19 protein-coding genes are annotated in these 22,794 nt (G+C 62.5%); 6 read left to right on the top strand and 13 right to left on the bottom strand.

Annotated features, from left to right (window positions below; all coding sequences use genetic code 11):
• Nucleotides 1-50: 50 nt before the first annotated feature.
• From PRZ03_RS07670 to PRZ03_RS07630, 9 genes are all read right to left on the bottom strand, one after another.
• Nucleotides 51-1,172, bottom strand: a complete 1,122-nt coding sequence (locus PRZ03_RS07670; RefSeq protein ID WP_273599746.1) for a hypothetical protein — start codon at nucleotides 1,170-1,172, stop codon at nucleotides 51-53.
• Between the two features lie 146 nt (nucleotides 1,173-1,318).
• The gene (locus tag PRZ03_RS07665; RefSeq protein WP_273599745.1) at nucleotides 1,319-3,622 is read right to left on the bottom strand and encodes an Orn/Lys/Arg family decarboxylase; all 2,304 of its coding nucleotides are present in this window, start codon (nucleotides 3,620-3,622) and stop codon (nucleotides 1,319-1,321) included.
• A gap of 40 nt (nucleotides 3,623-3,662) precedes the next feature.
• A complete protein-coding gene (locus PRZ03_RS07660; RefSeq protein ID WP_273599744.1) occupies nucleotides 3,663-4,577 on the bottom strand; it encodes an amino acid ABC transporter substrate-binding protein in 915 nt (304 codons plus the stop codon).
• Between the two features lie 23 nt (nucleotides 4,578-4,600).
• Nucleotides 4,601-5,938: a putrescine-ornithine antiporter gene (gene potE, locus PRZ03_RS07655; RefSeq protein ID WP_273599743.1), complete on the bottom strand. Its 1,338-nt coding sequence runs from the start codon at nucleotides 5,936-5,938 to the stop codon at nucleotides 4,601-4,603.
• Between the two features lie 66 nt (nucleotides 5,939-6,004).
• The gene (locus tag PRZ03_RS07650) at nucleotides 6,005-8,293 is read right to left on the bottom strand and encodes an Orn/Lys/Arg family decarboxylase (protein ID WP_273599742.1); all 2,289 of its coding nucleotides are present in this window, start codon (nucleotides 8,291-8,293) and stop codon (nucleotides 6,005-6,007) included.
• Nucleotides 8,294-8,493: 200 nt separating this feature from the next.
• On the bottom strand, nucleotides 8,494-9,618 hold the full coding sequence (locus tag PRZ03_RS07645) for an ABC transporter permease (RefSeq protein ID WP_273599741.1): 1,125 nt from the start codon (nucleotides 9,616-9,618) through the stop codon (nucleotides 8,494-8,496).
• A 20-nt stretch (nucleotides 9,619-9,638) separates the two neighbouring features.
• Nucleotides 9,639-10,793, bottom strand: a complete 1,155-nt coding sequence (locus tag PRZ03_RS07640; RefSeq protein ID WP_273599740.1) for an ABC transporter permease — start codon at nucleotides 10,791-10,793, stop codon at nucleotides 9,639-9,641.
• A 3-nt stretch (nucleotides 10,794-10,796) separates the two neighbouring features.
• Nucleotides 10,797-11,768, bottom strand: coding sequence for an HlyD family secretion protein (locus PRZ03_RS07635; RefSeq protein WP_273599739.1), 972 nt, complete (start codon nucleotides 11,766-11,768; stop codon nucleotides 10,797-10,799).
• Between the two features lie 15 nt (nucleotides 11,769-11,783).
• Nucleotides 11,784-13,160 (bottom strand): TolC family protein, encoded by a 1,377-nt coding sequence (locus PRZ03_RS07630; RefSeq protein WP_273599738.1) that lies wholly within the window; start codon nucleotides 13,158-13,160, stop codon nucleotides 11,784-11,786.
• 305 nt (nucleotides 13,161-13,465) lie between these two features.
• Between PRZ03_RS07630 and PRZ03_RS07625 the strand changes: the two genes are divergently transcribed.
• Nucleotides 13,466-14,416, top strand: a complete 951-nt coding sequence (locus PRZ03_RS07625; RefSeq protein ID WP_273599737.1) for an MBL fold metallo-hydrolase — start codon at nucleotides 13,466-13,468, stop codon at nucleotides 14,414-14,416.
• A 255-nt stretch (nucleotides 14,417-14,671) separates the two neighbouring features.
• Here PRZ03_RS07625 and PRZ03_RS07620 read toward each other — a convergent pair whose 3' ends face one another.
• Nucleotides 14,672-15,259, bottom strand: a complete 588-nt coding sequence (locus tag PRZ03_RS07620; RefSeq protein ID WP_263533605.1) for an HD domain-containing protein — start codon at nucleotides 15,257-15,259, stop codon at nucleotides 14,672-14,674.
• A gap of 180 nt (nucleotides 15,260-15,439) precedes the next feature.
• Between PRZ03_RS07620 and PRZ03_RS07615 the strand changes: the two genes are divergently transcribed.
• The 3 genes from PRZ03_RS07615 (at nucleotide 15,440) to PRZ03_RS07605 (ending at nucleotide 17,215) form a co-directional block, all read left to right on the top strand.
• A complete protein-coding gene (locus PRZ03_RS07615) occupies nucleotides 15,440-16,024 on the top strand; it encodes a cytochrome b (protein ID WP_273599736.1) in 585 nt (194 codons plus the stop codon).
• Nucleotides 16,021-16,581, top strand: coding sequence for a YceI family protein (locus tag PRZ03_RS07610; protein ID WP_273599735.1), 561 nt, complete (start codon nucleotides 16,021-16,023; stop codon nucleotides 16,579-16,581). The genes PRZ03_RS07615 and PRZ03_RS07610 overlap by 4 nt, the downstream gene beginning before the upstream one ends.
• A 64-nt stretch (nucleotides 16,582-16,645) precedes the next feature.
• Nucleotides 16,646-17,215, top strand: a complete 570-nt coding sequence (locus tag PRZ03_RS07605; RefSeq protein ID WP_273599734.1) for a YceI family protein — start codon at nucleotides 16,646-16,648, stop codon at nucleotides 17,213-17,215.
• 73 nt (nucleotides 17,216-17,288) lie between these two features.
• On the opposite strand, the gene PRZ03_RS07600 is transcribed toward PRZ03_RS07605, so the two are convergent.
• The 3 genes from PRZ03_RS07600 to PRZ03_RS07590 all read right to left on the bottom strand — a co-directional run bounded on the left by PRZ03_RS07600 (nucleotide 17,289) and on the right by PRZ03_RS07590 (nucleotide 20,620).
• Nucleotides 17,289-17,999 carry a PEP-CTERM sorting domain-containing protein gene (locus tag PRZ03_RS07600; RefSeq protein WP_273599733.1) on the bottom strand — a complete coding sequence of 237 codons (711 nt, stop codon included), beginning with the start codon at nucleotides 17,997-17,999 and terminating at the stop codon, nucleotides 17,289-17,291.
• Nucleotides 18,000-18,635: 636 nt separating this feature from the next.
• Complete coding sequence (locus PRZ03_RS07595) at nucleotides 18,636-19,844, bottom strand: DNRLRE domain-containing protein (RefSeq protein ID WP_273599732.1); 1,209 nt, start codon at nucleotides 19,842-19,844, stop codon at nucleotides 18,636-18,638.
• 101 nt (nucleotides 19,845-19,945) lie between these two features.
• On the bottom strand, nucleotides 19,946-20,620 hold the full coding sequence (locus PRZ03_RS07590; protein WP_273599731.1) for a DVUA0089 family protein: 675 nt from the start codon (nucleotides 20,618-20,620) through the stop codon (nucleotides 19,946-19,948).
• Nucleotides 20,621-20,937: 317 nt separating this feature from the next.
• On the opposite strand from PRZ03_RS07590, the gene PRZ03_RS07585 reads away from it, so the two are divergent.
• Together PRZ03_RS07585 and PRZ03_RS07580 are read left to right on the top strand one after the other, a co-directional pair.
• Nucleotides 20,938-22,365, top strand: coding sequence for a sensor histidine kinase (locus tag PRZ03_RS07585; RefSeq protein ID WP_273599730.1), 1,428 nt, complete (start codon nucleotides 20,938-20,940; stop codon nucleotides 22,363-22,365).
• Nucleotides 22,362-22,787, top strand: a complete 426-nt coding sequence (locus tag PRZ03_RS07580; protein ID WP_273599729.1) for a hypothetical protein — start codon at nucleotides 22,362-22,364, stop codon at nucleotides 22,785-22,787. The genes PRZ03_RS07585 and PRZ03_RS07580 overlap by 4 nt, the downstream gene beginning before the upstream one ends.
• Nucleotides 22,788-22,794: the final 7 nt, after the last annotated feature.

Genomic DNA, 22,794 nt, shown 5'->3' with positions numbered 1-22,794 from the left:
AACCCGCAGCGCGCAAGCTCTGCGGGTTTCTCTTTTGGAAGCTGCGAGTCTTATCTGGCGCGCAGCTGGCGCCGCCTCATCAGCCCAAACAGGCTCAGCAAGCCGACCACAAGCATCGCCGAACTGGCCGCCTCCGGCACCGGCGTGAGCAGAAAGACATGCTGGCTCCACTGGCCGCTGGCGCTGTCGAAATAGTCACCGGCGCCGAGGATCTGGCCGCTTTCGTTGATAGCACTGGCCCGCGTCAGCTTGCCAAAGCTCGCCCCCGTGTAGGCCACGGTATTCAGGTCGATCTCGTTCCAGCCCAAGGCGCCCGGTGTCCACATCATGGCCCGCTCGTCATAGGGGCCGTAAGAGCCATAACCGACGATGGTGTTGGCTTCGTTGATGCCGCCGACACCGCCGACATTCAGCTGCCAATTGGCCGCCGTAGCGCTGACCGGCAACTGCGTCACCTGGTTGCCCTGCCACACATAGGTCTGGTTCCAGCTATAGCCAGCCGCCTCATAAAAAGCCGCACCGGCCACCGTGTTCGAATTGTTGATGGCCGCGCCCGCAGGCCTGTAGCCGGCCCGCTCGGGCACAAAAGTCGTGCCGCCGACACCGTTTGAATAGCCGGTTTGGAAAGTCGCCGTGGGCGAGTTGACATTGCTCATCAGGCCTATGCCGGCATCATTGATGGCACTGCCCGTGCTCCATTTATCCAGTTCCGTGATGGCATAGCCGCCGCTGCCATCGGGCGTCCAGATCGCAGCACCATCACCGGTGTTGCCGATGACTTGTCCCTTGGCATTGATCTGCCGCACTTCGGAAAAGACATAGCCAGCCCAATTCGCCTTCTGCGGCAAATTGGTCCTGACACCGGCCTGCCAGACAAAAGCCTGCGCCGAGCTTGCGTTGCGATCCACCCCGATCACGGTGTTGCTGTTATTGATGCCGTAGAGGGCGAAGTTATTGGCATTGCCCTGCGCATTGAAAACTTCTGTGACCGCGTAGCCGCCGCCGGCCACGGGGCTCAGAATGCGGTTGCCCAGGATGACCGCGCCTTGATCGTTCAAGGCCATGGTTTGCACGTTATAGGCCGAGCCTAGATCGGTGATGGTCCAGTTGCTGGCCGCAGCCGCGTTACCTGCGCCCAAGGCCATCAACAGATGGCTTGCCAGCAAAGTCATTGAGAAGCGCTTCATCCTTGCCCCCTTGTTCATAGCTGAGAACTCGGGCGGCAAATCGCACGAAGATGCCGCCTTCCCCCTAACGATAAAGCTTGGGCGCGCTAGCGGTTTGACCTAAATCAGCTCTTCTCGGACTGTTCCAAAGATCACGACTTCAAACAATAGACGCTGTACACGCCGTCCTTCTCGATCGTGCCCTCGACCTCTTTGGCGAAACCGGGGAAGGCTTCGGCCCAATGCTGCAGCACGCGCAAATAGCTGATCCAGGCGCCGTCGGCCGGGCCGATGTTCTCGCCCGGCATCACGATGGGGATGCCAGGTGGATAAGGGATCACGCCGACGGTAACGACGCGGTTAGCCATCTCATTCAGCGGCACCAACTCCACCTCGCCGGCCATCAAGGCCTGGAAGGCGACGCGCGGGGTACAGACCGGCTTGGGCAGCTGCGCATAGGCCTCGGCCTCCCAATGCCCCATGCGGCCGGCGCGCAGCTCGGCCCACATCTGATCACCCAGATCCTTCAGGCCCATGCCGGCATAACGCGCCGGCGCAGCAGCCAGCACGCGCGGCAAGACCTCGGCCAGCGGCTTGTTGGCGTCGTAGTCGCGCTTGAAGTCGAGCAAGGCGTTGATCAAAGTGCCCCACTTGCCCTTGGTCACGCCCATCGAGAACAAGAACAGCACCATGTGCGCGGTCGTGCGCGATGGCACGATGCCGTGCTGGCCCAGATAGGCCGTCACCAAGTCGCAGGGAATGCCTTGCTCGGCCAGTTGGCCATCCGCCTGCATGCCGGGCGCCACCACGGCGAACTTGATCGGGTCGAGCAGGCACCAGCCGTCTGGCAATGCATCAAAGCCATGCCAGCTTTCGCCTGGATGCAAGACCCAGCACGAGGGCTCATGCGCGAGCAAGTCGGCCGGCGCATCGGCGAAGGCATAACGCACACCCGTGGCGGGGTCGGTGACCTCGGGCGCGTTCCAGGGCGTGAAGAACCACTCGCCCTTTGCGGCCAACTCACGCTGAACCTGGGCCACGGCCTGGCGGCAGGCAATCGCTTCATCGATCACGTCCTGCGTCAGCGCCTCGCCGGACGGCCCGGCCATCATCGCCGCCGCGACTTCATTGCTGGCGATCAACGCGTACAGCGGCGAGGTCGATGCCTGCGCGCCATAGGCTTCGTTGAAGCGGCCATGATCGATGGCGCCGCGCCCGTCGCGCACATGGATGAAGGAGGTCTGCGACAGCGCCGCCAAGAGCTTGTGGGTCGAGTGTGTGGCGTAGACGGTCGGGCCGTCATCGGCATGGCTGGACGCAGCGCCGCGCATTGCATAGCGGTCACGGTACATGGGGTTGAAGCGAGCATAGCCATACCAGGCTTCGTCGAAATGGATGCGGTCGACGCTCTGGCCCAGCAGGGCTTCAGCGCTCTTGGCGTCGTAGCACATGCCGTCATAGGTGCAGTTGGTGACCACGCTGTAGACGGCGCGCTGCGACTTGGCTTGCGCTGCCAGCGGGTTGGCTGCGATCTTGGCCGCAATCGCGGCGGGAGTCATCTGATCGGGGTGGATAGGGCCAATCACGCCATAGCGGTTGCGCCCAGCCTGCAAGAACACCGGGATGCCGCCGGTGATAGCCAGGCCCTGCTCGATGGACTTGTGGCAATTGCGGTCGCACAGCGCAATCTGTTGCTCGCCGATGCAGGCCGACATGATGGTGCGGTTGGACGCCGAGGTACCGTTCAAGACCGAGTAGCTGCGATCACTGCCGAACACACGCGCCGCGTATTGCTCACTCTCGCCAATCGGGCCGCTGTGCGAGAGCAGTGAACCCAAAGCGCCGCGCTCGATGCCCATATCGGTGCGGAACAGCGTCTCGCCGTAAGCATCGTGAAAAAGCCGGCCGATCGGCGACTTGGTAAACGCTACGCCGCCTTGGTGGCCGGGCGCCGCCCAGGAGTACTCGGCATCGCGGTTGTAGTTGACCAGCGCGCGGGCAAAGGGCGGCAGCAGCCCGTCGAAGTAACGATCCAGCGCCGCTTCAACGCGGCGGGCGATGAAGGCCGGGCTATCTTCCAACGTCCAGATGAACTCATCCGCCAGGCTGGCCACCTCGACCGTCATCGGCCCGCTCAAGGCCTTGCGATCGGCCATCAAAAACACCGGCATGGCCTCATTGCGCTTGCGCAGCTTGCGCAAGAGATCGGTGGCTGCCGCATGGCTGCCTTCGTCATTCGCCCCCAAGGACCAATCCAGCAGCAGGCAGTGAATGGCGGTGTCAGACACCAGATTGGCCAGCCCGTCTTCATAAGACAGCGACTCGATCACCTCAACGCCATGCTCGCGCAGCGCGTCCACGATGGCGCGGATGCGCCGGCTGGCGGTGCTCGATTCGCCGGCGAGATCGCCGTCAACACAGAGCACGCGGGAAGGGATGGAATTGGAGCTGGCCATGATTGAAGTCCTGATCGGAATGGCGGATGAGTGTTTCAGTTCAAGGCAGCGCGAAGCCGGTGTAAATCAAGCGACTGGCTTCGTCCAGCGGCCCGAAATGACGCTCGTACAGCTTGGCAAAGTCAGGGCTCTTGAGCAAGCGGCTCAAAGCACCGTCCACCAACAGGCGCAAGTCATCGTCGTTGCGCGCCATCGCCAGCCCCAGCGGCTCGGCCGCAAAGCGGCGCTCCAGCACCACCACCTCGCCGCTCAGTTTGTTGCGCTGCACATAGTCCTTCAGAAGCGCTCGCTCGCCGAAGAAGGCGTCAGCCTGGCGGGCCCGCACCAGCTCGATGCCCTTGCCGTAGTCGTCCACCGTGATCGCGCTGACGGTCACGCCCAGGCGGCGGGTTTGCTCGCGCACCCACGCCTCGGTGGTGGTGCCGGCGCGTACCGCGTAGGTGTGGTTGGCCAAACCGCCGTTGACGGTGCCGCGCCAGACCGGGCCGCTGCGCGCCGGCTTGCCGCTCAAGACATCGCGCAAGCTGCTCGCCGCGTCGGTGCGCAACAGCACGCCGATGCCGCCACTGACGACAGGGATCGAGTAAGACATGCGCTCGCGGCGCTTGAGCGTCTCAACCGTCGCGGTGCACAGCAGATCAACGCCGCCCTGGCTGACCGTCTCCTCGGCGTCTTCGGCCTTCAACGCCACATAACGCACATTCAAGCCGGGCTGGGACAGCTTGGCTTTGATGGCCTCGACCACCACTTGGCAGACTTCGATCGCGTAACCGACCGGCTTGCCATCGGTGCCCAGCGATGAGTAAGGTGCGGCGCGGTCGATGAAGCCGAGCTTGATGGTGTCGGCTTTTTTGATGCGATCCAGCGTCTGGGCCGAGGCGGCGAACGGCGTGACCAAACTGGCCAGGAGACCCAGGCCAAGCAGGCCGGTACAAAGTTTGCGAAAGTTACTCATGATGGGATTCCTGCTGATGGGGTTCATGTCCGAGCTGCGGCTGCTACCGCGCTTGGCTGCGCGATGAACCGGTTGGCAATGAAACCGTAGATCAAGTAACCGATCGCCATCACGATCATGCCGCCGAACACCGCTTCCTGGCCCGAGGCATAGAGCGCGTAAAAGCTGTAGATCATGGCAACCATCAAGACCGCCACATTGCGCTTGAACAGAGCCGGCGTGACGTCGGCCTTGTGCATGATGATCATCAGCGCCGACAGCGCCGTCACATAAGGAATCAAGTTGGTGACCGCTGCCAGATTGACCAGCTTGCCGAACTGCGCCGCTGCGTCTGGCGACATCGTCGACACCGCCATCAGCGTCTGCAACACACCTGCCACCACCATGCCGATGATGGGCGCGTCGGCCGCTGTCACGCGGGCAAAGAACTTGGGGAACATGCGCTGCTCGGCCGCTGCCTTGGACACCTGCGCCAGCGTGAACTGCCAGCCCAAGAGCGAGCCCACGCAGGCCGCCACCGCCAGGAACAGAATCACATTGCCAACCATGGGCGAGAACATGGTCGAGTAGACCAGCGCGAATGGTGCCGTCGAATTGGCCAGTTCGGCATTCGGCACGATGCCCTGAATCACCGTGGTGGACAGGATGTAGACCACCGCCGCGCCGCCGGTGCCGAACAAGCAGGCGAGTGGCACATTGCGCTTGGGGTTCTCGACCGCGTCGGAGTTGGCGGCCGCCGACTCCATGCCCAAAAAGGCCCACAGCGTCAGCGGAATGCTGGACGAGATTGCCTCGGACATGGGCACGTTATGCGGATTCCAGGCCTGCGCGAACACATCCGACTTGAACCAAAACCAGCCTATCACCGACAAACCAGCGACCGGGATGATGACGCCCCAGACGGTGATGGCGCCGATCTTGCCCGTTACTTTGGGGCCACCGAAATTGGCCACCGTGGTCAGCCATAGCAGCCCCACCACGCCGACGAACAGCGGAGTAGCTCCAGTGCCCAGCCAAGGGATGAAGGGGGTGATGTAACCGACCGCCGAGATGGCGATGGCCACATTGCCGATCGCCAAGGACAGGTAATACAAGAAGGAAGCCATGAAGAAGCCCGACTTGCCATGCGCCTCTTCGGTATAGGCCGACATGCCGCCCGAGCGACTGCAGAACAGCCCGCATTGCGCGAAGCTGTAGGCAATCGCCATCGAGCCCACGGCGGTGATCGCCCATGAGAGCAGCGACACAGCGCCGATCTGCGCCATATTTGCCGGCAGCATGATGATGCCGGAGCCCATCATATTGACCGCCACGATGGTGGTCAGCCCCATCAGGCTCATTTTCTTGCTGGAGTCAGCCATGCAGGCCTCCTGTTTGGATATCTTGGACAGCGCCAACGCTGATGCCTTGGCGCGGGGCCTTAGGCCTTACTTCAGGCACTGAACGTAGTAGCGGCCGTCGCGGTCCTCGACACCGTGGGTGTCATGGCCGAAGCCGGGGAAGCGATTGCCCCAGTCCTGCAGGCCGCGCAGATAGCCGATGAAGGGGCCATCGGCAGGCCCGGCCAACTCGCCCGGCATCAACATCGGGATGCCCGGTGGGTAGGGCACCACGGCGGTGGCGATCACGCGCCCGGCCAGGTTCTCCAGCGCCACTTCCTCGATCTCGTTGTGCACCAGCTTGGAATAAGCATCGGCCGGCGTCATCACCGGCACCGGCAGGCTGGAGAAGGCCTGCGCCTGAGCGCGCAAGATGTCGCTCGCCTTCATCTGCTCGAACATGGCGCGGGCCAAATCTTGCAAGCCCATGCCCGCGTACTGCGCCGGTGCATCGGCCACATGCTCAAACAAGACCTCGGCAACCGGCGTGTTGGCGTCGTAGGCATCCTTGAAGCGCAAGAGCGCATTCACCAGCGTGCCGAACTTGCCACGCGTGACGCCCAGCGAGAACAGCACCAGGATGGTGAAGTCGGTGGTCTTCTCGACCTGGATGCCGCGCTTGCTCAAGAAGGCAGTGACCAGCATCGCCGGGATGCCCATCTGCTCGAAAGTGCCGTCACTGGCCACACCGGGGCTGACGATGGAGACCTTGATCGGGTCCAGCATGCAGTAGCCAGCCTCGATGTCTTTAAAGCCATGCCAGGCCGCCCCCGGATGCAGGGTCCAGCAGTCGGGCTCGCTGATCAGCAACTCGTTTGGCGCATCTTCGAACGCGATTTGCGCGCCGCTCACCGGGTCGGTCACCGTGTCGGCATTCCAGGTGCTGAAGAACCAGTCGCCGGTCGTTTCAGCATCGCGCTTGATCGTGCGCACCGCCTTGCGGAAGGACACGGCCTCCTGGATCGATTCGGTCGTCAGCGTGCGGCCGCCCACGCCGCTCATCATCGCCGCCGAGACCTCGTTAGACGCGATGATCGCGTACAGCGGCGAGGTCGAGCCGTGCATCATGTAGCTCTCGTTGAAGCGCGCATGCGGCACCGGGTTGCGGCCGTCGCGCACGCTGATCAGCGAGGATTGGCTGATCGCAGCCAGCAGCTTGTGCGTGGAGGTGGTGGTGAAGATGGTCGGCTTGTCGCGCGGGTAGTCTTTGGCCTCGCCATACATGCCGAAGCGGTTGCGGTAGAGCGGGTTGAAGCGCGCATAGCCGTACCAGGCCTCGTCAAAGTGGATGCGGTCGACGCTCTTGTCGAGGAGCTCCACCACGCGCGGCACCAGGTAAATCAGACCGTCATAGGTCGAGTTGGTGACGATGGCGTGCACCGCTTTTTGCGCCTTGTCCTTGGCCAGCGGGTTACGCTGGATGGCTGCCTGCACACCTTCTTCGCTGAGCGTCTTGGCGTAGATCGGGCCAATGATGCCGAGGTGGTTGCGCGAAGGCACCAGATAGGTCGGCACCACCCCCGTCATGGTCAGCGCCTGCTCGGTGGACTTGTGGGCATTGCGATCACATAAGGCGTAATCTCCTCGGGTCACCGAGGACATCATGATCACCCGGTTCGACATCGAGGAGCCATTCGTCACCGTGTAGGCACGGTCGGCGCCGAAGATCTTGGCACAATACTTTTCGCTCTCGCCAATCGGGCCGCTGTGGTCGAGCAGGGAGCCGAGCTCACCGACCGAGATCGACAGATCCGAGCGCAAGAGGTTCTCGCCAAAATAGTCATGGAAGGCACGACCCACCGGTGACTTCAAGAAGGCGGTGCCGCCGGCGTGGCCGGGCGTGTGCCAGGAGTACTCATACTTCTGCGCGAACTGGATCAGCGCCTTGGTGAACGGGGGAGCCACCGCCTCACGATAGCGCTGGATGGCGGCCAACACGCGGCCGGCGATGAAGCCAGTGGTGTCCTCCAGGAACCAGATCAGCTCATCGACCTGGCGCATCACGGCGGCCGTCAGCGCCGCACCGTCCTTGTCGGCCATCAGGAACACAGGCACATCGGTATTGCGCGAGCGGATCAAATCCAGCAAGGCCTGCGCCGCGTGATGCTGCGGGTCTTGGCTGCCCAGCGTCCAGCTCAGCAAGACGCTTTGGATCGAGGGGTCGGAGAGAATCACCGCGCGCGCATCTTCAGCCGAGGTGGCCTCCAACACTTCGATATCACGCTCGGCGAGCGCCTGCGCCAGCGAGCGCACCGTGCGGCCCACCGCCGTCTGGCCGCCAAACTCGTCGCTGATGACCAGCACCTTCATGCCGACGATCAATGTGCCTTGACCCATTTCCACTACCCCTGGTTTTGGCCCTGCAGGCAGATGTGCTGCTCGGCCGGATTTAGCCCACGACAGACCTATTCTTTTTGTATTTGATGGCGATGCTAACGCCTAACGTCTAGGTCAAAGTGAACTTTCTGTGGCCAGCAAGAAAGTCCAGGGTTTGTACCGATGCCTCATTGAAGCGCCCGACGGTTCGCAGCTCCGAATCAGGCCACGTTCTTTGCTTCGCCCATCTGGCGCCTGCGCAGCGCCCATACCGCCAGCACGCTGAAACCCAGCGCTTGCAGCAGCAGAATTTCAGCAAACGGCCGCACCTCGGCCAGCGTGGCGCCCATCTGGTTCAGCCGCACAAAAGTCTGGATGCCCACAACCGCTGGTATGAAGTCACCCAGCGCGAACAGCGGCGCCGGCAGCGCCTCGCGCGGCCAGGAAAAGCCGCTCAAAAAAGCGATCGGCAGCGAGGTACACAAGAGGGCTTGCATGCTGCGCTCTCGGTCGGCCAGCAAGGCGCCCAGCGCCACGCCCAGGGCCGCGATGCCCCAGCAATAGGGCAGAAGCAGCAGTGCCGCGCCGGCCACATTGCCGCTGTGACCGTAGTCAAAAAAGCGGAACACCGGGCCGAAGAACCAGGCCGCCGAGAGCAGGCCCAGACAAGCAAAGGCCAAGGTGCGGGCAGCCCAGGTGGCGAGCGAGTCAGCCTCTGGGCGCCTCCTCTCAAACCAGGTGCCGACCCACATCGCTGTGCCGATCAACATCAGCTGCTGGATGATCAGCACCGCCACCGCCGGCACCACATAACTGCCATAACCCTGGGTCTTGTTGTAAAGCGCAACCGTACTCAGATTCAAGGGGCTGCGGCTGGCTGCTGCGCCCAAGGGCGACGCCCCCTTGGCTTGCAGTTGGCGCAACTCGATGCCGGCCGAGACGGTGCCCAGCACCTCGCCGAAGCCGCTCAGCACCACCTTGTTAATCAAAAAGTAAGCCCCGTCGGCCAAGACCGGTGCCACCACCGCCTGGCCGCGCAGCACATCACGCTTGAGCCCCTGGGGCAGCAACACATAGCCCTCAATCTCGCGCCTTGCCAGTGCCGCCTTGGCTTCCGCCTCACTGCTGGTGACAAAGCGCAGGTCCAGACGCGGGCTGGCCTGGGTGAAGCGGCCGATCTGGCGGGCGATATTGCTATGGTCCTGATCGACGATGGCCACCGGCACGCGGCGCAACTCCTGCGTCAAATAGGGCCAGGGGTAGAAGAAGGCATAAATGATGGGGGCGACGATGAACATCAGCAAAGTGCCCTTGTCCGTCAGCGCGCTGCGCCAGGTCTGCAACACGGTTCTAAACCAGGAGCCCATCAGCGCTTACCCCAGCAAGACGGCGTGATGGCGGCACGCTTGAGCAGCGCAGCGCAGGCCAGCAACAAACCCGCTGCAGCCAGGCTCAGCCAGCCGGCCAGCGGCAAGAGCGCAGCCGCCTCGCGACCCTGTTGCAGCAAGCCCACCTGCCCCTCCAGCACCCAGGTCAGCGGCAAGGCCTCGGCCCATTGGCGCGCGCTGCCGGGCATGGCCATCAAGGGAAAAGCCAGGCCCGAGAACGCAAAAGCCGGCGCGGTGATGAAGCCGGCCGCCGACAGCGCCGTGCGCAAGCTGCTGCTGGCCAAGGCGACAAAGCCACCCAAGCCCCAATACAAGGCCAGCATCACCGCGTGCAGGCTCAGCAAGACCGGCATGGCAGCAGCAGGTACCAGCCCCAATTGCTGCATCAGCAACCACAAGATCAGATTGACGCCGTTCAGCAGCAGCATGGCCGGCAGCAGCTTGAGCAAGACGGCAGGCAGAACCTGACCTCGCCCGGCGGCCAGCCAAGCGGGCGCCGTCCCATCGCGCAGCTCGCTGCCGACGGCCCAGGCGCCGCCCACCATCGCCAGCATATGCAGCAGCGCCGGCAGCAGCACAGCGGCGAGAAACTGCTGATAATTCAGCGTCGGGTTGTAGATCGCTTGCAGGTTGGCGCGCATGGGCTCGAAGCCTTGGCTAGCCGCCTGCATGCTCTGGCCTCGCTTCTCGCGCGAGACGATCTCGATGCCGGCCGACAGCGTGCCCACCACCGTGCGCACGTCTTTTTGAATCAGGCCCGAGTGGGTGGCGAACTGGGCGTTGTGCAGCAAGGCCAACTGCGCCGCTCGGCCCTGCTTGATGTCGCGGCTCATGCCGGCCGGAATCACCAGCGCGCCGTACACATGGCCGGCGCGCAGCGCCCTTTGCATCTCGCCTTCGTCGCTGAACTGCGCCGCCAGCTGCAGGCCGGGTGCAGCGTCCAGCATGCGACCGAGTTGGCGCGACAGCGCGCTGTGGTCGGCGTCCAGGATGCCAATCGGTAGCCGCGTCGGCAAGCCCGCAGCAAAGGTCCAGATCAGCAAGAGCCCCATCAGCAGCGGCAACCAAGACAACATGGCCAAATCGAAAGGGCTGGCACGCAGCCGCGCCCATTCCCTCGCCAAAGTGCCCATGATTTACTTGACCAGCACGCTCATGCCGGGCCGCGCGCCCGCAATCGGTTTGAGCGGCTGCGCCTTGATCTCGAAGGTGCGCAGGTCATAGCCCTGGTTGCTGCGAGTGGCGCGCCAGGTGGCGAAGTCGGGCAGCGCCTGCGAGGCAAGGACCTTGAAACGCACGGTCTGATTCGGCAGCGCCGGCAGCGTGGCGTCGAACTCCTGGCCGACGGCAAAGCGCTGCAGCTGATCTTCACGCACGTTCAAGAGCATCCATTGATCGGCCAGATCCACCACCGTGATCACCGGCACGCCGGCCGGCGACAGCTCACCCACCTTGGCCAAAAGCTTGGCCACCTCGCCCGCCACCGGGCTTTTCAGCTCGGTCTCGGCGCGGGCCACTTCCACCTCTTGCACGGCGCCCTTCACCTGAGCAGCTTGGGCGTTAGCGGCGGCCTGGTCTTCGCTGCGCGCGCCGGCGCGGGCCATATCGGCCTGGGCACGAGCCGCATTGGCCAGCCCTTGCGACGCACGCCAATTCGCCTCCGCCTCGTCGCGCTTTTGCGCCGACACCAAGCCTTCTTTGTAAAGGCCGTCAACTCGCTCGAAACTCTTGCGGGCCAAATCAACCCCGACCTGTGCGCGCTCGAAGTTGGCTTGCGCCATGCGGATTTCTTCAGGGCGCGCGCCATTCTTGGCTTTTTGAGCGACCGCAGCTGCCGCCGAGGCCGCATTGCTGGCCTGCGCCATCTTGGCCGCCACCTCGGGGCTGTCGATGCGCAGGATCAGCGCGCCTTTTTCGATGCGCTGGCCTTCTTGCACCAAGAGCTCAAGCACTCGGCCGGTCAGCTTGGGCGCGATATCGGTCTCGCGCGCTTCCATCATGCCTTGCAGCTGCTCAGGCGCAGGAGGGTTGTGCTGCAGCATCGCGTAGACAGCAACTCCCAGCGCGGTCACGGCAATGGCGGGCACTAAAAATTTAGGCAAATTCATCGGCAATCTCTTGTTTTATTCGACGCGCACATCGGCGCGGGCCAGGTAGTCGCCCAGACTCTCGAGCTGACCGCTGGCTTGCAACAGGCCGACCAAGGCCATCACATGTTCATAAGCGACCTGCGCGCGCTCGGTACGCAGCTTGGCCAGGTTCAGCTCGGCGTCGATCAGGTCCAGCGTGGTGCTGCTGCCTTGCTTGAGGCCTACCCGGCGCAGATGCAAGATTTCCTGACCCAATTCGTCTTGCGCGGCCAGGCTCAGGTATTGCGAGCGCGCCTGCTCGGCGCTGCGCCATTGGCGCTCGACCAGCAGCGCAATGTCGCTGCGCGCCTGCGCATCGGCCGCGTCGACTTGCGCGATCTGCTTCAGGTGCGACCGATCCAGCGCGTCGTGGTCGAGCGAATCCCAGAGGTTGACGCGGATACCCACACCCGCCAACCAGTCGCCGTTATGCGTCAGCGAACGTTGGCCGAAGGCGAACACCTGCGGGCGCTCCAGCGCCTTGGAGCCTGCCTTCAGTTGCTCGGCCTGAGTACGCTTGGCGGCCACCTTGGCCAGGCCAGGGTGAAGGGTCATCGCGGTGTTGATGAAGTCTTGCAGCGGGGGCAGCGGCTGCGAGCTGACCGACAAAGGCGTGCTGGGCGTCGGCACGCCGTCTATTTTGACGGTTCGGGCCAGGGCGGCCGCGACCAGCTCTGCGTCGCTGCGCGCCTTGCGGGCCTGGTGCTGTGCATCTTGCAAGGCGGCGCGCGCTTGCAGGCGCTCCAGCTTGGAGGCCACGCCGGCCTGCAGCATCTTCTCGGCCGCAGCGTCATGTTCGGACACGCCGGCGGCGGCCGCCTCGCGCAGGCTGGCAGCGCGGCGCGCCATCTGAGTCTGGAAGTAGCGCTGCGCCAGCAGTGCCAGCGCCTCTTCTTCGGTATGGCTCAGCTCGGCCTGCGCCTCGGCGGTTTGCCCCGCCGCCACACCGCGCAGCGCATCGGTCGCACCGCCCAGGTAGATAGGCCACACCGCATTCACCAAGGCGGCTTGATTGGTATTGCTGTGTGAGAGCGTGGCGTTGTGCGGCAGCGGTGGCAAGGGCGGCAACTGGCTGGCCAAGCCCGGCGGCAGCAGGCTGATCACATTGCCCAAGCCGTGGTTGAGCGGGTCCAGATTCAGATCGACACTGGCCTTGTAGCTGTAGGCCGCACCATACACGCTGACAATGGGGCCGCCGGCGCGGGCGATGCCTTCGGAGCGGGCTTGCGCGCTGTCCACCGCAGCGCGGGCGCCGGCCATTTGATCCGAGTTTTGCCGCAGCAGCTGGGTGGCCTCATGCCAGCTCAGCGCCTCGGCGCTAACGCCAGAAGCCCACAGCAAACACAGTGACAAGATGGAGACAGTTTTCATCCGCAAGCTAAGCATAGGGTGGCGCGGAGCATAACCGATTCAGGGCTGATTTTTGGATGTCGGCTGGGCTGCGGCCAGGGTGCTAGCGCCCAGGCCGCCGAGCAGGCGCCTCAAGTCGCCCTGTTCATTGCGCTTGGAAAAAAGTGGCTAAAAATCGTCAAACAGACGCTCGCCAAAAAGCCCGCAAGGCGCCTCCGCCGCGAGCGATTCGCACGGATTCGACAACAAACTAGTCCTGCATTCGCTGTTTATCAATTGTTTTCGCGCAAATACAGTCTGACCCATCGCAAACGAATGGATCAGACATGAACAAGCCAGCTCTCTCCCGCACAACGCTTTTGCAATTGCCTCGCCTGCTCAAGCAGTTCGGCATCGCCGGGCTTTTGGCCAGCGGCATGGTCGGCACCCAGGCGCAAACAAACACAGCCTCGGCCACGCCCTCAAACCCGACCCCGGCCGCCCTCAGCCTCAAGGTGATCAATCACGGCCCCCAGAGTTTCCACGTCAACTCGGTCCTGGTGATGGGTGCCAAGGAAGCCATCCTCCTGGACGCCGGCTTCACCCGTGCCGATGCGCTGCGCGTTGCAGCGGCGGTGCTGGACAGCGGCAAGACGCTCAGCACCATCTATGTGTCGGCAGCCGACCCGGACTTCTACTTCGGCCTGGAGGTCTTGCACGCTGAGTTTCCACAGGCCCGCATCCTTGCTGCCGCGCCGACCCTGAAGAAGATTGAAGCGTCCTTGCCGAGCAAACTCAAGGTTTGGGGCCCACGCCTGGGCGCCAACGCGCCGCGCACGCCGGTCTTGCCAGAAGCCCTGGTCGGTAATCAGCTGACACTGGAAGGCCAGACGCTGGAAGTGCGTGGCCTGGACGACAGCCTGGCGCATCGCAGCTATGTTTGGATTCCTTCCATCAAGGCAGTGGTCGGCGGCGTCAATGTTTTCGGCGGCCTGCATGCCTGGACTGCCGACACCCAAACTGCCGCCGAACGCGCCGCCTGGATCAGCAAGCTGGGCAGCATGGCCGCCTTGCAACCGCAGGTGGTGGTGCCCGGTCATATGCTGCCGGGCAGCAACTGGGACGCCAGCCACATCCCCGCCACCATCAACTATTTGCAGCGCTTCGAGACCGAGTTGCCGAAGGCAGCAGACGCCGCAGCCCTGATCAAGACCATGAAGACAGCCTACCCACAGGCGGGCCTGGACATCGCTTTGGAGATCGGCGCCAAGGTCAACAAGGGCGAAATGAAATGGTGAGCCCGTGGGCTCGGCTTGCGGCATTCAAGGCCCGATGAGGACTCCGCAGCGAGTCTCGCTGGTGCAGACAAAACGGTCGACACAAAAAACTAAGCCGACAAGCGGGGCCCTTGCGGGCTTTGCTTGTCGGCGTCGTCGTCCTCCCCCTTCAACCAACACGCCGAGGTCCAGGCGGCGTATCGATCAGTTGCTAGTATCTGGCTTGCTCTGACAAAGCGCCATCCCCCTCAAGTAGGATGCGCGCTGCGCAGGCACTCAGGCCAGCACAACCCGCGCCGGCTGACGCGCTGCGCGCAAGACCTCGTCCAGCAGATTCAAGTAATAGGCCAGCGGCGGCGTGCGCTTGCCCGGCTGTTTGGCCAAATCATCCCAGCGGCGCAGCTGCAAGGCGCGCGAAGACTGTGTTTGGGCCATGAAGATGAGGCGTTCCTCGGCATTCATGCGGCCACCTTGCATGCCTAATGAATGCAGAGATGCCGCCGACAAGCCCTCCGCGTAACGCTCGTCGGTGGAGATCAGGTAACGCTTTGCCTGTACGTGCAAGCGGATAGGCTCCAGCACATCGCTTCCGAAACCGCCGGCCGCCAGCATATTGAGTGCGCGCAGCTCATGTTCGTCGCTGTACAAGCTCGCTTCGGCCGGCGCATCGATCAACTGCCCCAGATCATGCAGCAGAGCCGCAGCCACCAAGGCGTTGTCGGCATAAGCCCACTCGGCCAGTTGCGCGCATTGCAAAGCATGCTCCAGCGCGGACACGCTTTCCCGCCGCTCCAGGCGCTGCCCGGTGTAAATCGATGCGCCCCGGCGCTCGAACAGCGCCTCGATCTTGCGTACCACGTCCATTGCGCTCACCTCTGAAAATCAGTGCTGCCATCTTGCCTGCCGTGCGATGACCGCACCGTGACAAAACGGTGAATTCGCGGTGAAGGTGAATGGTTACGCCGCGGATCATTCAAAAACCATGAACAGTAGACACAAGCCTGCTGAACCATGCGCAGAGGTCCATCACGCACACTGCAGGCTATGGTTCAACAGCTCACACCCATCACCGCTAAGGCCAAGCCCCTGCGTTACAGCGCAATCGCAATTGCCCTGCACTGGTTGCTCGCCATCGCCATCATCGGCGCGCTGGGCCTGGGCCTGTATATGAGCGACCTGCCCTTCTCGCCCAGCCGGCTGAAGCTGTACAACTGGCATAAATGGGCGGGCGTGAGCATATTGCTGCTGTCGGCCTTGCGCCTGCTTTGGCGTCTGACACATCGCCCGCCGGCTGAGCTGCCCATGCCTGCCTGGCAAGCGCGGGCCGCGCATATGACCCACGGTCTGCTCTACCTGCTGTTTTTTGCGGTGCCCTTGGCGGGCTGGGCTTACAGCTCAGCGGCGGGCTTCCCCATCGTGTGGTTCGGGGTCTTGCCTCTGCCGGATTTTGTGCCGGTTGACAAGGCGCTGGCGGCCAGCTTCAAGCAGGCCCACCAACTGCTGGCCTATGGCTTGGCCGCGCTGATCTTGGCACATCTGGGCGCCGCCCTCAAACATCATTTCATCGACCGTGACGGCCTGCTGCAACGCATGTCGCCTTTCAAGCAAACGCGGAAAACTGCACCATGAGAAACCTTCTTGCCCTTATTTTGATCGCCCTGGCCAGCGCGGCCGGCCCTGCCTGCGCGGCGGATTTGGCGCCGGCCTTGAGCGAAATCAGCTTCACCAGCCGCCAGATGGGCGTGCCGGTAGAAGGCCGCTTCAAGCGCTTCGACGCCAAGCTGAACTTTGACCCCAAGAAACCCGAAGCCGGTCAGGTCAGTTTCAATATCGAGTTAGGCAGCGTGAGCCTGGGTGCGCCTGAGCTTGAGTCCGAGCTCGCCAAAGCGTCCTGGTTTGACAGCAAAAAGCTGCCGCTGGCGCATTTTCAAAGCAGCTCCATCAAGGCCCGCGGCAGCAATCAATTCGATGTCGCCGGCAAGCTGACGATCAAGGGCCTCAGCCGCGACATCGTCGTACCGGTTCAGCTGGCGCAAGCCGGCAGCATCACCGCAGCCAGCGGCGGCTTTGTACTCAAACGCCTCGAATTCAAGATCGGCGACGGCGAATGGGCCGACACATCCTTGGTCGCCAACGAGGTGCAGGTGAAGTTCAAGCTGGCCTTCAACGGCGTCCCTGCACTGTAGTTTTTCTCTTCCCTCCCCCTTGACCCTCAACCCTCAATTCCCCACTCCTCACGAGACCCTCAGCATGAAACAATTTCTTCTGACTTTTGCCCTGGCCGCAAGCGCCGGCCTTTGCCAAGCCGCCCCAGCGACCTATGCCATCGATCCCAGCCACACTTTTGTGACCTACGAGATCACCCACTTCGGCACCTCCACCAACCGTGGCCGCTTTGACAAGAAAGAAGGGTCGGTGCAGTTTGACCGCGCCGCCAAGACCGGCCGCGTTGAAGTGAGCTTCGAGATCGCCTCGGCCAACACCGGCTTCGCACCGATGAACACCCATTTGCTCAGCGCCGAGTTGCTGAACGCCGAGAAGTTCCCGACCGCCAAGTTCGTCGGCGACAAATTCGTCTTTGACGGCGACAAGGTCAGCGAAGTGCAGGGTCAGCTGACCTTGATGGGCAAGACCAACCCGGTCACGCTCAAAGCCATGCATTTCAACTGTTATGACAACCCCATGCTCAAGCGCGAAGTCTGCGGCGGCGATTTCGAGGCCACCATTGATCGCACCCAGTGGGGCGTGGACTACGGCCTGGCCTGGGGCTTCCCGAAGAACGTCAAACTGATCATTCAGGTGGAAGCGGTCAAGCAATAAACAAAGACCGGCTCAAGATAGAAAAAAAGCGACCCGAGGGTCGCTTTTCTAATTGCCAAACTCAGCGCACAAATTAGGCTTGCTTGCTCGCGCGACGACGAGCCGCGCCGGCCAACAAGACCAGGCCGCCCAGCATCAAGGCATAAGTTTGCGGTTCCGGCACGGCAGTAACCACATTGCCGTTCAGGGCGAAAGGCAGTTCATGCGTCCTAGATGACCCGCCGTCCAGGTGTGTTCTGAATGCCCCGCCGGCCGATTGAGCCGCATTGCCGGCACGACTGTCCGCAGTATAGGCAACCAAAGGGTTCCCACTACCGGTCAAACTCCAACGCAGCCAATAGTGACCCGCAGCCAATGTCGTGTCATCGATATCAGCATTCAGATCAAAAATTGGGCGGACGGTATTTCCCAGGGTCGAGGGAGTAACGCGATAGCCCACCTTGCCGCCATTCGTCACCGCCGTCGTGCCAGAGGCCACCACCGCGCCGGTATTCACATCACCTTTGACGATGCTCCATGTGGCTTTGGAAAAAGCGAAAGTCTGGAAGTTGGTCTGATACGCGAAGAAGTCGATGCTGGTGACGTTCCAGCTCTTGCCGGCCGTGATCTCAAAGTCGTCCGCAACAGTTGTTGTGCCGAGTCTTGCACCCACGCCGAATGCAGTGTCGGGCGCCACGAGGATCGATTTGCCATTGGCATCGACAACAGGCCCGTTAATAAAAAGAACGTCTGCATGGGCCAGATTGCAAACAGCGGCTATAGCCAGAATAAATGAACGTTTCATGAATTTCCCTGAGATTATTGAATTGACTTTCGACGCAAATTTTTGGCCCCCTCACAAGCCACTCTGCGTCGGCCGGCATCATATTTATCTAACCTCGATATCCAACGCATACACCCCCCTCATTCAGGGGGTGCGCCCCTGAGTAAAGTGAATATTTCCTTTGCAGGTGTCAAATTGGAGCCCTGACATCACCCCGTCTTAGAGCGACGTTAGCGCCATGCCCGAGCTAATCCTCGCCGCAGCGACGCCAGATGCTGACCGCACTTTGAATCTGCTGTTAGGCTTTTGCGCAAGTTCGAGCAAACCCCAAGGACTGCGCTGCCAGGGGGCGCCACAGGGAAATGGCGCGCGCATGCCCGCAGCTCAGTCATTCAGCGGCGCGCCATCCACAGATTGGGCCGAGGGCACGATGTGAGCGATATGAACAGTGGCACCATGTTCCTGGCCTGCCAAAGGTCACGCGCAGCCTCATGACCGTGCAGCTTGAGCAAGATGCGCCGCAGCTTGCGCTAGTTCGACTCGCCCAATGCGAGGTCTGCCTGCCTGCTTGCTTGCTTCAGGGGCTTTATTGACTAGGCATTTCAAGGCATCAGCCAGCTGATCTACCCGGGTTTATGCAGGCCCACGCCAATGGCCTCAGTTGCTGATCATCACCCAGCCGGTGCTCCAGTCGTAGGAGCTGACATTGAGCGTATTCGCGCCGCTGTTCTGGCGTACGCAAGGTCCGACCACCCAGGTACCCGCGCCGGGGACAAAGCTGTTGCTGACAGCCGCCAGCGCCCGCGAATTCGCCGTTACGGCAATCACCTTGTAGCCTTCAGCCGGTGACTGCCAAATACTTGAGGCGCTAGCCCGGTAGCAGATGTCGATGCGCACATTGTTGCTGACGGTGGGAACAAAGGTCCAAGACCCGGTTGCGCTGATGCGCTGGCCGGCGCCCAAGGTCAACGAGGCATTCGGCCCGATGCCGCTGTAGCTTGCAGCACTCAGGACCGACTGCGTCGCCTGGCCATTCCAGGACTTGATGCCGATCACCCCCGATGGTCCCTGCGGACCCTGTGGGCCTTGCGGGCCGGTTGCGCCCGTTGCGCCGACGGGGCCAAATCCGCCGGTTGCGCCGGTTGCGCCGGTTGCGCCGGTCAGACCTATCGGGCCAATCGCCCCTGTTGCGCCGGCTGCCCCCTGTGCTCCAGCCGGTCCCATCGGTCCCGATGCCCCCTGCGGACCGGCCGGGCCCTGATCTGCAAGCGTCAGGTCCAAGCGAGCCACATGACCGGTGGCCGTGTTCTCTTTGCTGTCAAAGAACACCACGGTGCCGGGTGAGGTGCCGGCAGCGGCAATGATCCATCCGCTGTTGGTAGCGGGATTGCTGATCCAACTCTTCACCTGCGCGGTCACATCCAAAGCCATGAATTGCCCCGCAACCGGCACCGGCACGCCCAGCAAAGCTATGCCGCCAAAAGCCGGCTGGGTATTGAAGGTCACGCCCGCTTCGGTCCAAGCCGCGTTGACCGGATTGATGTCTATGGCACCCGGCGCACCGACCCTGTTGACATACATCACCAAGCTGGCCTTGACCAGTTTGGCGGCCGTGACGGCCGGCGGCAAGGTACTCAGATCAAAGCGCAGCAGTGCCGATGTGCCGCCGCCAACGTTCAGCGTTGGCTGGGCGCCAAAATTGGCGGCCGGTTGAGCCATGCTGATGTGCGAATCGGCGGCCAGCGGCGCCTCAAGTGCCTGGGCTTCGCTGCCCAACAACAAACCACCCGCGCCCAAGACCAAGGCGGTCAGAGCAGGGTGAAATTGAGGCCGGCATTGCCGTGCTGCGGTGCAAATGCTCGTCATGGGGAACTCCTTGCGATGAGGCTGAAAAACACACACCGGCCGACGGCCAGTTCGCGGATGGAATTGAAATGCCGGCCAAGCTAATGCAGCCTTGCTTGCCTTCAGGCCTCGCGGCGGCGCACAAGCCATAGGCCGGCGACCAAGCCAAACGGCCACAAAATCACTGTGGCCAACTCCGGCACTTGGCTAACCGTCGCGGCCACGTCCACATCCAGCGCCCAGTGCCCGCTGCGCTGATCGCCATCGATGCGAACAAAGTGCAGGCTGTCGTCGTCAGGCAAACCAGCGAAGCCCGAGGTGTAATGCGGGTCGCTTGCATGGGAGAAGAAGCTGGCCATCAAAGGCATCGTCACCGGGCCGCCGATCACATTGTTGTCATCCTGCGAAAGCACCAAGAGGTAATGCCCGGAAGCAGCCCCTTGCAAGCTGAAACTGGCGTCCCAACAAAAGCTGCCCGCGCCCGCGCAAACATTGGAGGACCCCGCATTGCCGTGGACGGCGTAGCCATCGGCATCGAACAAGGTCAGCACGGGAGCAAAGCCACCGGCCGCCACGTTTTGACCTGCCGCGTTGACGCCGCCGCTGTGAGAAAAGGTAGTCACCGCGATATCGCCCGGCACCACAAGCTCGAAGGCGAATATTGCAAGATCATTGTCCAAGCTGAAGTCACCTTGGAATGAGCTGGTGGCGGCCAAGCCGGGAGCACTCAAACCGAACAGGCCCAGCAAACAAGCCAGCACCTGGCTCAGCAGGCCTTGAAATCGAAATTCAAACATTTCGGATTCCTATCTTCAGACAAAGACCTCGGCACAGCACGCAGTCTATAGACCAGCTCCCAGCGCCGATACCCAAGCCTGCCCTCGTTCTAGGGAAGGGTTTGTCCCCTAGAAAAATTAAAGCACTCCGACGTCCTGAGCGCATGACAACTGGCCCGACAGCCCGACTTTTCGAAAGCCAGAGCCTCGCGACAAGGCATGCCGACTGTCGCGTTTCGGTGCATTTCGGCCACTCAGACCTGCGCTGTATCGCTCTCAGGCCGCCATCAGCCAAAGCCTTCAGTACAGTGCGGGCCATGCAACAAGGTCCCTCGTCCATGAATCAGCCCACGCTTTATCAGCGCTGGCAACGACTCTCCGCCGCCGTGCTGCGGGTCTTTCACGTCTATGCCGGCTGGCTGGTCAGCATCAGCTGGAAGCGCTTTGTCGTCTACGCCATCGCGCTGATGATTGGCGTCAATATCTTGCAGGACCTGCCGCCCTTCACTTGGCGCATCAGCTCCACCATCACGCCGGACGAAGTCTTCGAGCCCGCCGAACCTGAGCCGCCAGCGCCACCTGCGCCCTCGGCCGAGGCGCGTCGCGCCGCCAAGCCGCTGCTCAAGTCGGACAAGCCGATTCACTACGAAATCACCATCGACGAGAACGGCGTCAAGGTGCAGCCGCGCAAGGCCAAGTCAGGCGCCTCGGCCCCAGACGCCGCCGCCTCGTCTGCCGAGTCGGCTGACGACGACAACACGGAGGTCGACCCTGACCTGCCCTCGATTTCCATCAAGCTGCCCAAGGAGGCCAAGTCGGCCGAGGTCAAGCGGGCGATCGAAGAGGCCAAGTCGGGTATCGAACAAGCATTGGAGGCTGCCGCTGAAGCGGCCAAGACCAGCGCCCATGAAGCCGCCGTAGAAGCCCGCCGCGCTGCTCGCGAAGCGCAGCGCCAGCCGCGCCGCCACACCACGGTTGTGCATCTGGGTGACTTTCTGGTCAAGCTGGCCTTCTTCTTTGCGCTCGGTTCGGCCCTCATCAAGGTGACGTACAAGGGACGGCTGCAGGCCGAAGTGAAGGCCGCGCAGGCGACCGAAACGGCCGAGGCCGAGTCGCTCAAACGGCAAGTCGTCGAGGCCCGTATGGCCGCGATGCAAGCGCAGGTCGAGCCTCACTTCCTCTTCAACACCCTGGCCTCGATTGATCATCTGATCGAAACCGACCCGCCGCGGGCCTCGCAGATGCAGAAGAATTTGATTGCGCTCTTGCGCGCCTCGATGCCGACCATGCGCGAAGCCAATGCCAGCGGCGTGCGTGACTTGGGCCGCGAGCTGGCCGTCATCAAGCCTTATCTGGAGATTCTCAAGGTGCGCATGGAAGAGCGACTGATGACCTCGATCGATGTGCCCGAGGGCCTGCTGTCGGCCGAGTTCCCGCCAATGATGATGCAAAGCCTGGTGGAGAACGCTATCAAGCATGGCCTGGAGCCCAAGGCCGAAGGCGGCATGCTGACGGTCAAGGCCGAGATCAACCACGGCAAGCTGGCGGTGACCGTGGCCGACACCGGCCTGGGCTTTGGCCGCGCTGCCACCGGCGGCACCGGCGTCGGTCTGGCCAATATCCGCGAGCGTTTGATGCTGCTCTACGGCGCCAAGGCCAGCGTCACCGTCAGCGAAAACCAACCCAGCGGCACCAAGGTAACGATCACCGTACCCTACCGCAGCCGCGGCCATGATTCTGATGACAAGCAAGGAGCTTCGATATGAAAACAACTTTCAGATGGCTGCTGATTCTGAGCCTGGGGCTGGCCTTGCTGGGGCTGCTGGCGGGCGGCGCCTTATGGCAGGAGTTGATGGCCCAGCCCGGTGTCAGCATCAGCATCAATGGCGAGGATCTGGACATCGAGGGGCTGCACGCGATGTCCGGGGTCGGCGCCGTCTTGGGAGTTTTGGCGACCGGCGCCGTGCTGTGCCTGGTGATACCGCTGGTCTTGCTCTTCAGCGTCGGCTTGCCGCTGCTGCTGACGGTGCTGATCTTGGGCTTTGTGGCCGTGGGCCTGCTCAGCCTCGGTGCGATGTTGTTCTCGCCTGTCATCATTTTGGGTCTGCTGCTGTGGCTGGTGTTGAGAAACAAGCGTCCAAGGTCGCAGCGGCGGCAAAATCTGCCCACAACCGCCAACACCCGCTAGCATTGCC

The sequence above is a fragment of the Roseateles albus genome, from assembly GCF_028595345.1.
GTDB classification, from domain to species: Bacteria; Pseudomonadota; Gammaproteobacteria; order Burkholderiales; family Burkholderiaceae_C; genus Paucibacter_A; species Paucibacter_A albus.
The sequence above is the reverse complement of the archived record's forward strand: the minus strand, read 5'-3'. Positions and strand labels throughout refer to the sequence as shown.

Excerpts from the sequence above, each read along its gene's own strand:
- PRZ03_RS07665 (WP_273599745.1), bottom strand. The coding sequence starts at position 3,622 with ATGGCCAGCTCCAATTCCATCCCTTCCCGCGTGCTCTGTGTTGACGGC.
- PRZ03_RS07595 (WP_273599732.1), bottom strand. The coding sequence starts at position 19,844 with ATGACGAGCATTTGCACCGCAGCACGGCAATGCCGGCCTCAATTTCAC.
- PRZ03_RS07605 (WP_273599734.1), top strand. The coding sequence starts at position 16,646 with ATGAAACAATTTCTTCTGACTTTTGCCCTGGCCGCAAGCGCCGGCCTT.
- potE (WP_273599743.1), bottom strand. The coding sequence starts at position 5,938 with ATGGCTGACTCCAGCAAGAAAATGAGCCTGATGGGGCTGACCACCATC.
- PRZ03_RS07600 (WP_273599733.1), bottom strand. The coding sequence starts at position 17,999 with ATGAAACGTTCATTTATTCTGGCTATAGCCGCTGTTTGCAATCTGGCC.
- PRZ03_RS07585 (WP_273599730.1), top strand. The coding sequence starts at position 20,938 with ATGAATCAGCCCACGCTTTATCAGCGCTGGCAACGACTCTCCGCCGCC.
- PRZ03_RS07660 (WP_273599744.1), bottom strand. The coding sequence starts at position 4,577 with ATGAGTAACTTTCGCAAACTTTGTACCGGCCTGCTTGGCCTGGGTCTC.
- PRZ03_RS07630 (WP_273599738.1), bottom strand. The coding sequence starts at position 13,160 with ATGAAAACTGTCTCCATCTTGTCACTGTGTTTGCTGTGGGCTTCTGGC.
- PRZ03_RS07580 (WP_273599729.1), top strand. The coding sequence starts at position 22,362 with ATGAAAACAACTTTCAGATGGCTGCTGATTCTGAGCCTGGGGCTGGCC.
- PRZ03_RS07640 (WP_273599740.1), bottom strand. The coding sequence starts at position 10,793 with ATGGGCACTTTGGCGAGGGAATGGGCGCGGCTGCGTGCCAGCCCTTTC.
- PRZ03_RS07635 (WP_273599739.1), bottom strand. The coding sequence starts at position 11,768 with ATGAATTTGCCTAAATTTTTAGTGCCCGCCATTGCCGTGACCGCGCTG.
- PRZ03_RS07670 (WP_273599746.1), bottom strand. The coding sequence starts at position 1,172 with ATGACTTTGCTGGCAAGCCATCTGTTGATGGCCTTGGGCGCAGGTAAC.
- PRZ03_RS07610 (WP_273599735.1), top strand. The coding sequence starts at position 16,021 with ATGAGAAACCTTCTTGCCCTTATTTTGATCGCCCTGGCCAGCGCGGCC.
- PRZ03_RS07650 (WP_273599742.1), bottom strand. The coding sequence starts at position 8,293 with ATGGGTCAAGGCACATTGATCGTCGGCATGAAGGTGCTGGTCATCAGC.
- PRZ03_RS07615 (WP_273599736.1), top strand. The coding sequence starts at position 15,440 with ATGGTTCAACAGCTCACACCCATCACCGCTAAGGCCAAGCCCCTGCGT.
- PRZ03_RS07620 (WP_263533605.1), bottom strand. The coding sequence starts at position 15,259 with ATGGACGTGGTACGCAAGATCGAGGCGCTGTTCGAGCGCCGGGGCGCA.
- PRZ03_RS07590 (WP_273599731.1), bottom strand. The coding sequence starts at position 20,620 with ATGTTTGAATTTCGATTTCAAGGCCTGCTGAGCCAGGTGCTGGCTTGT.
- PRZ03_RS07625 (WP_273599737.1), top strand. The coding sequence starts at position 13,466 with ATGAACAAGCCAGCTCTCTCCCGCACAACGCTTTTGCAATTGCCTCGC.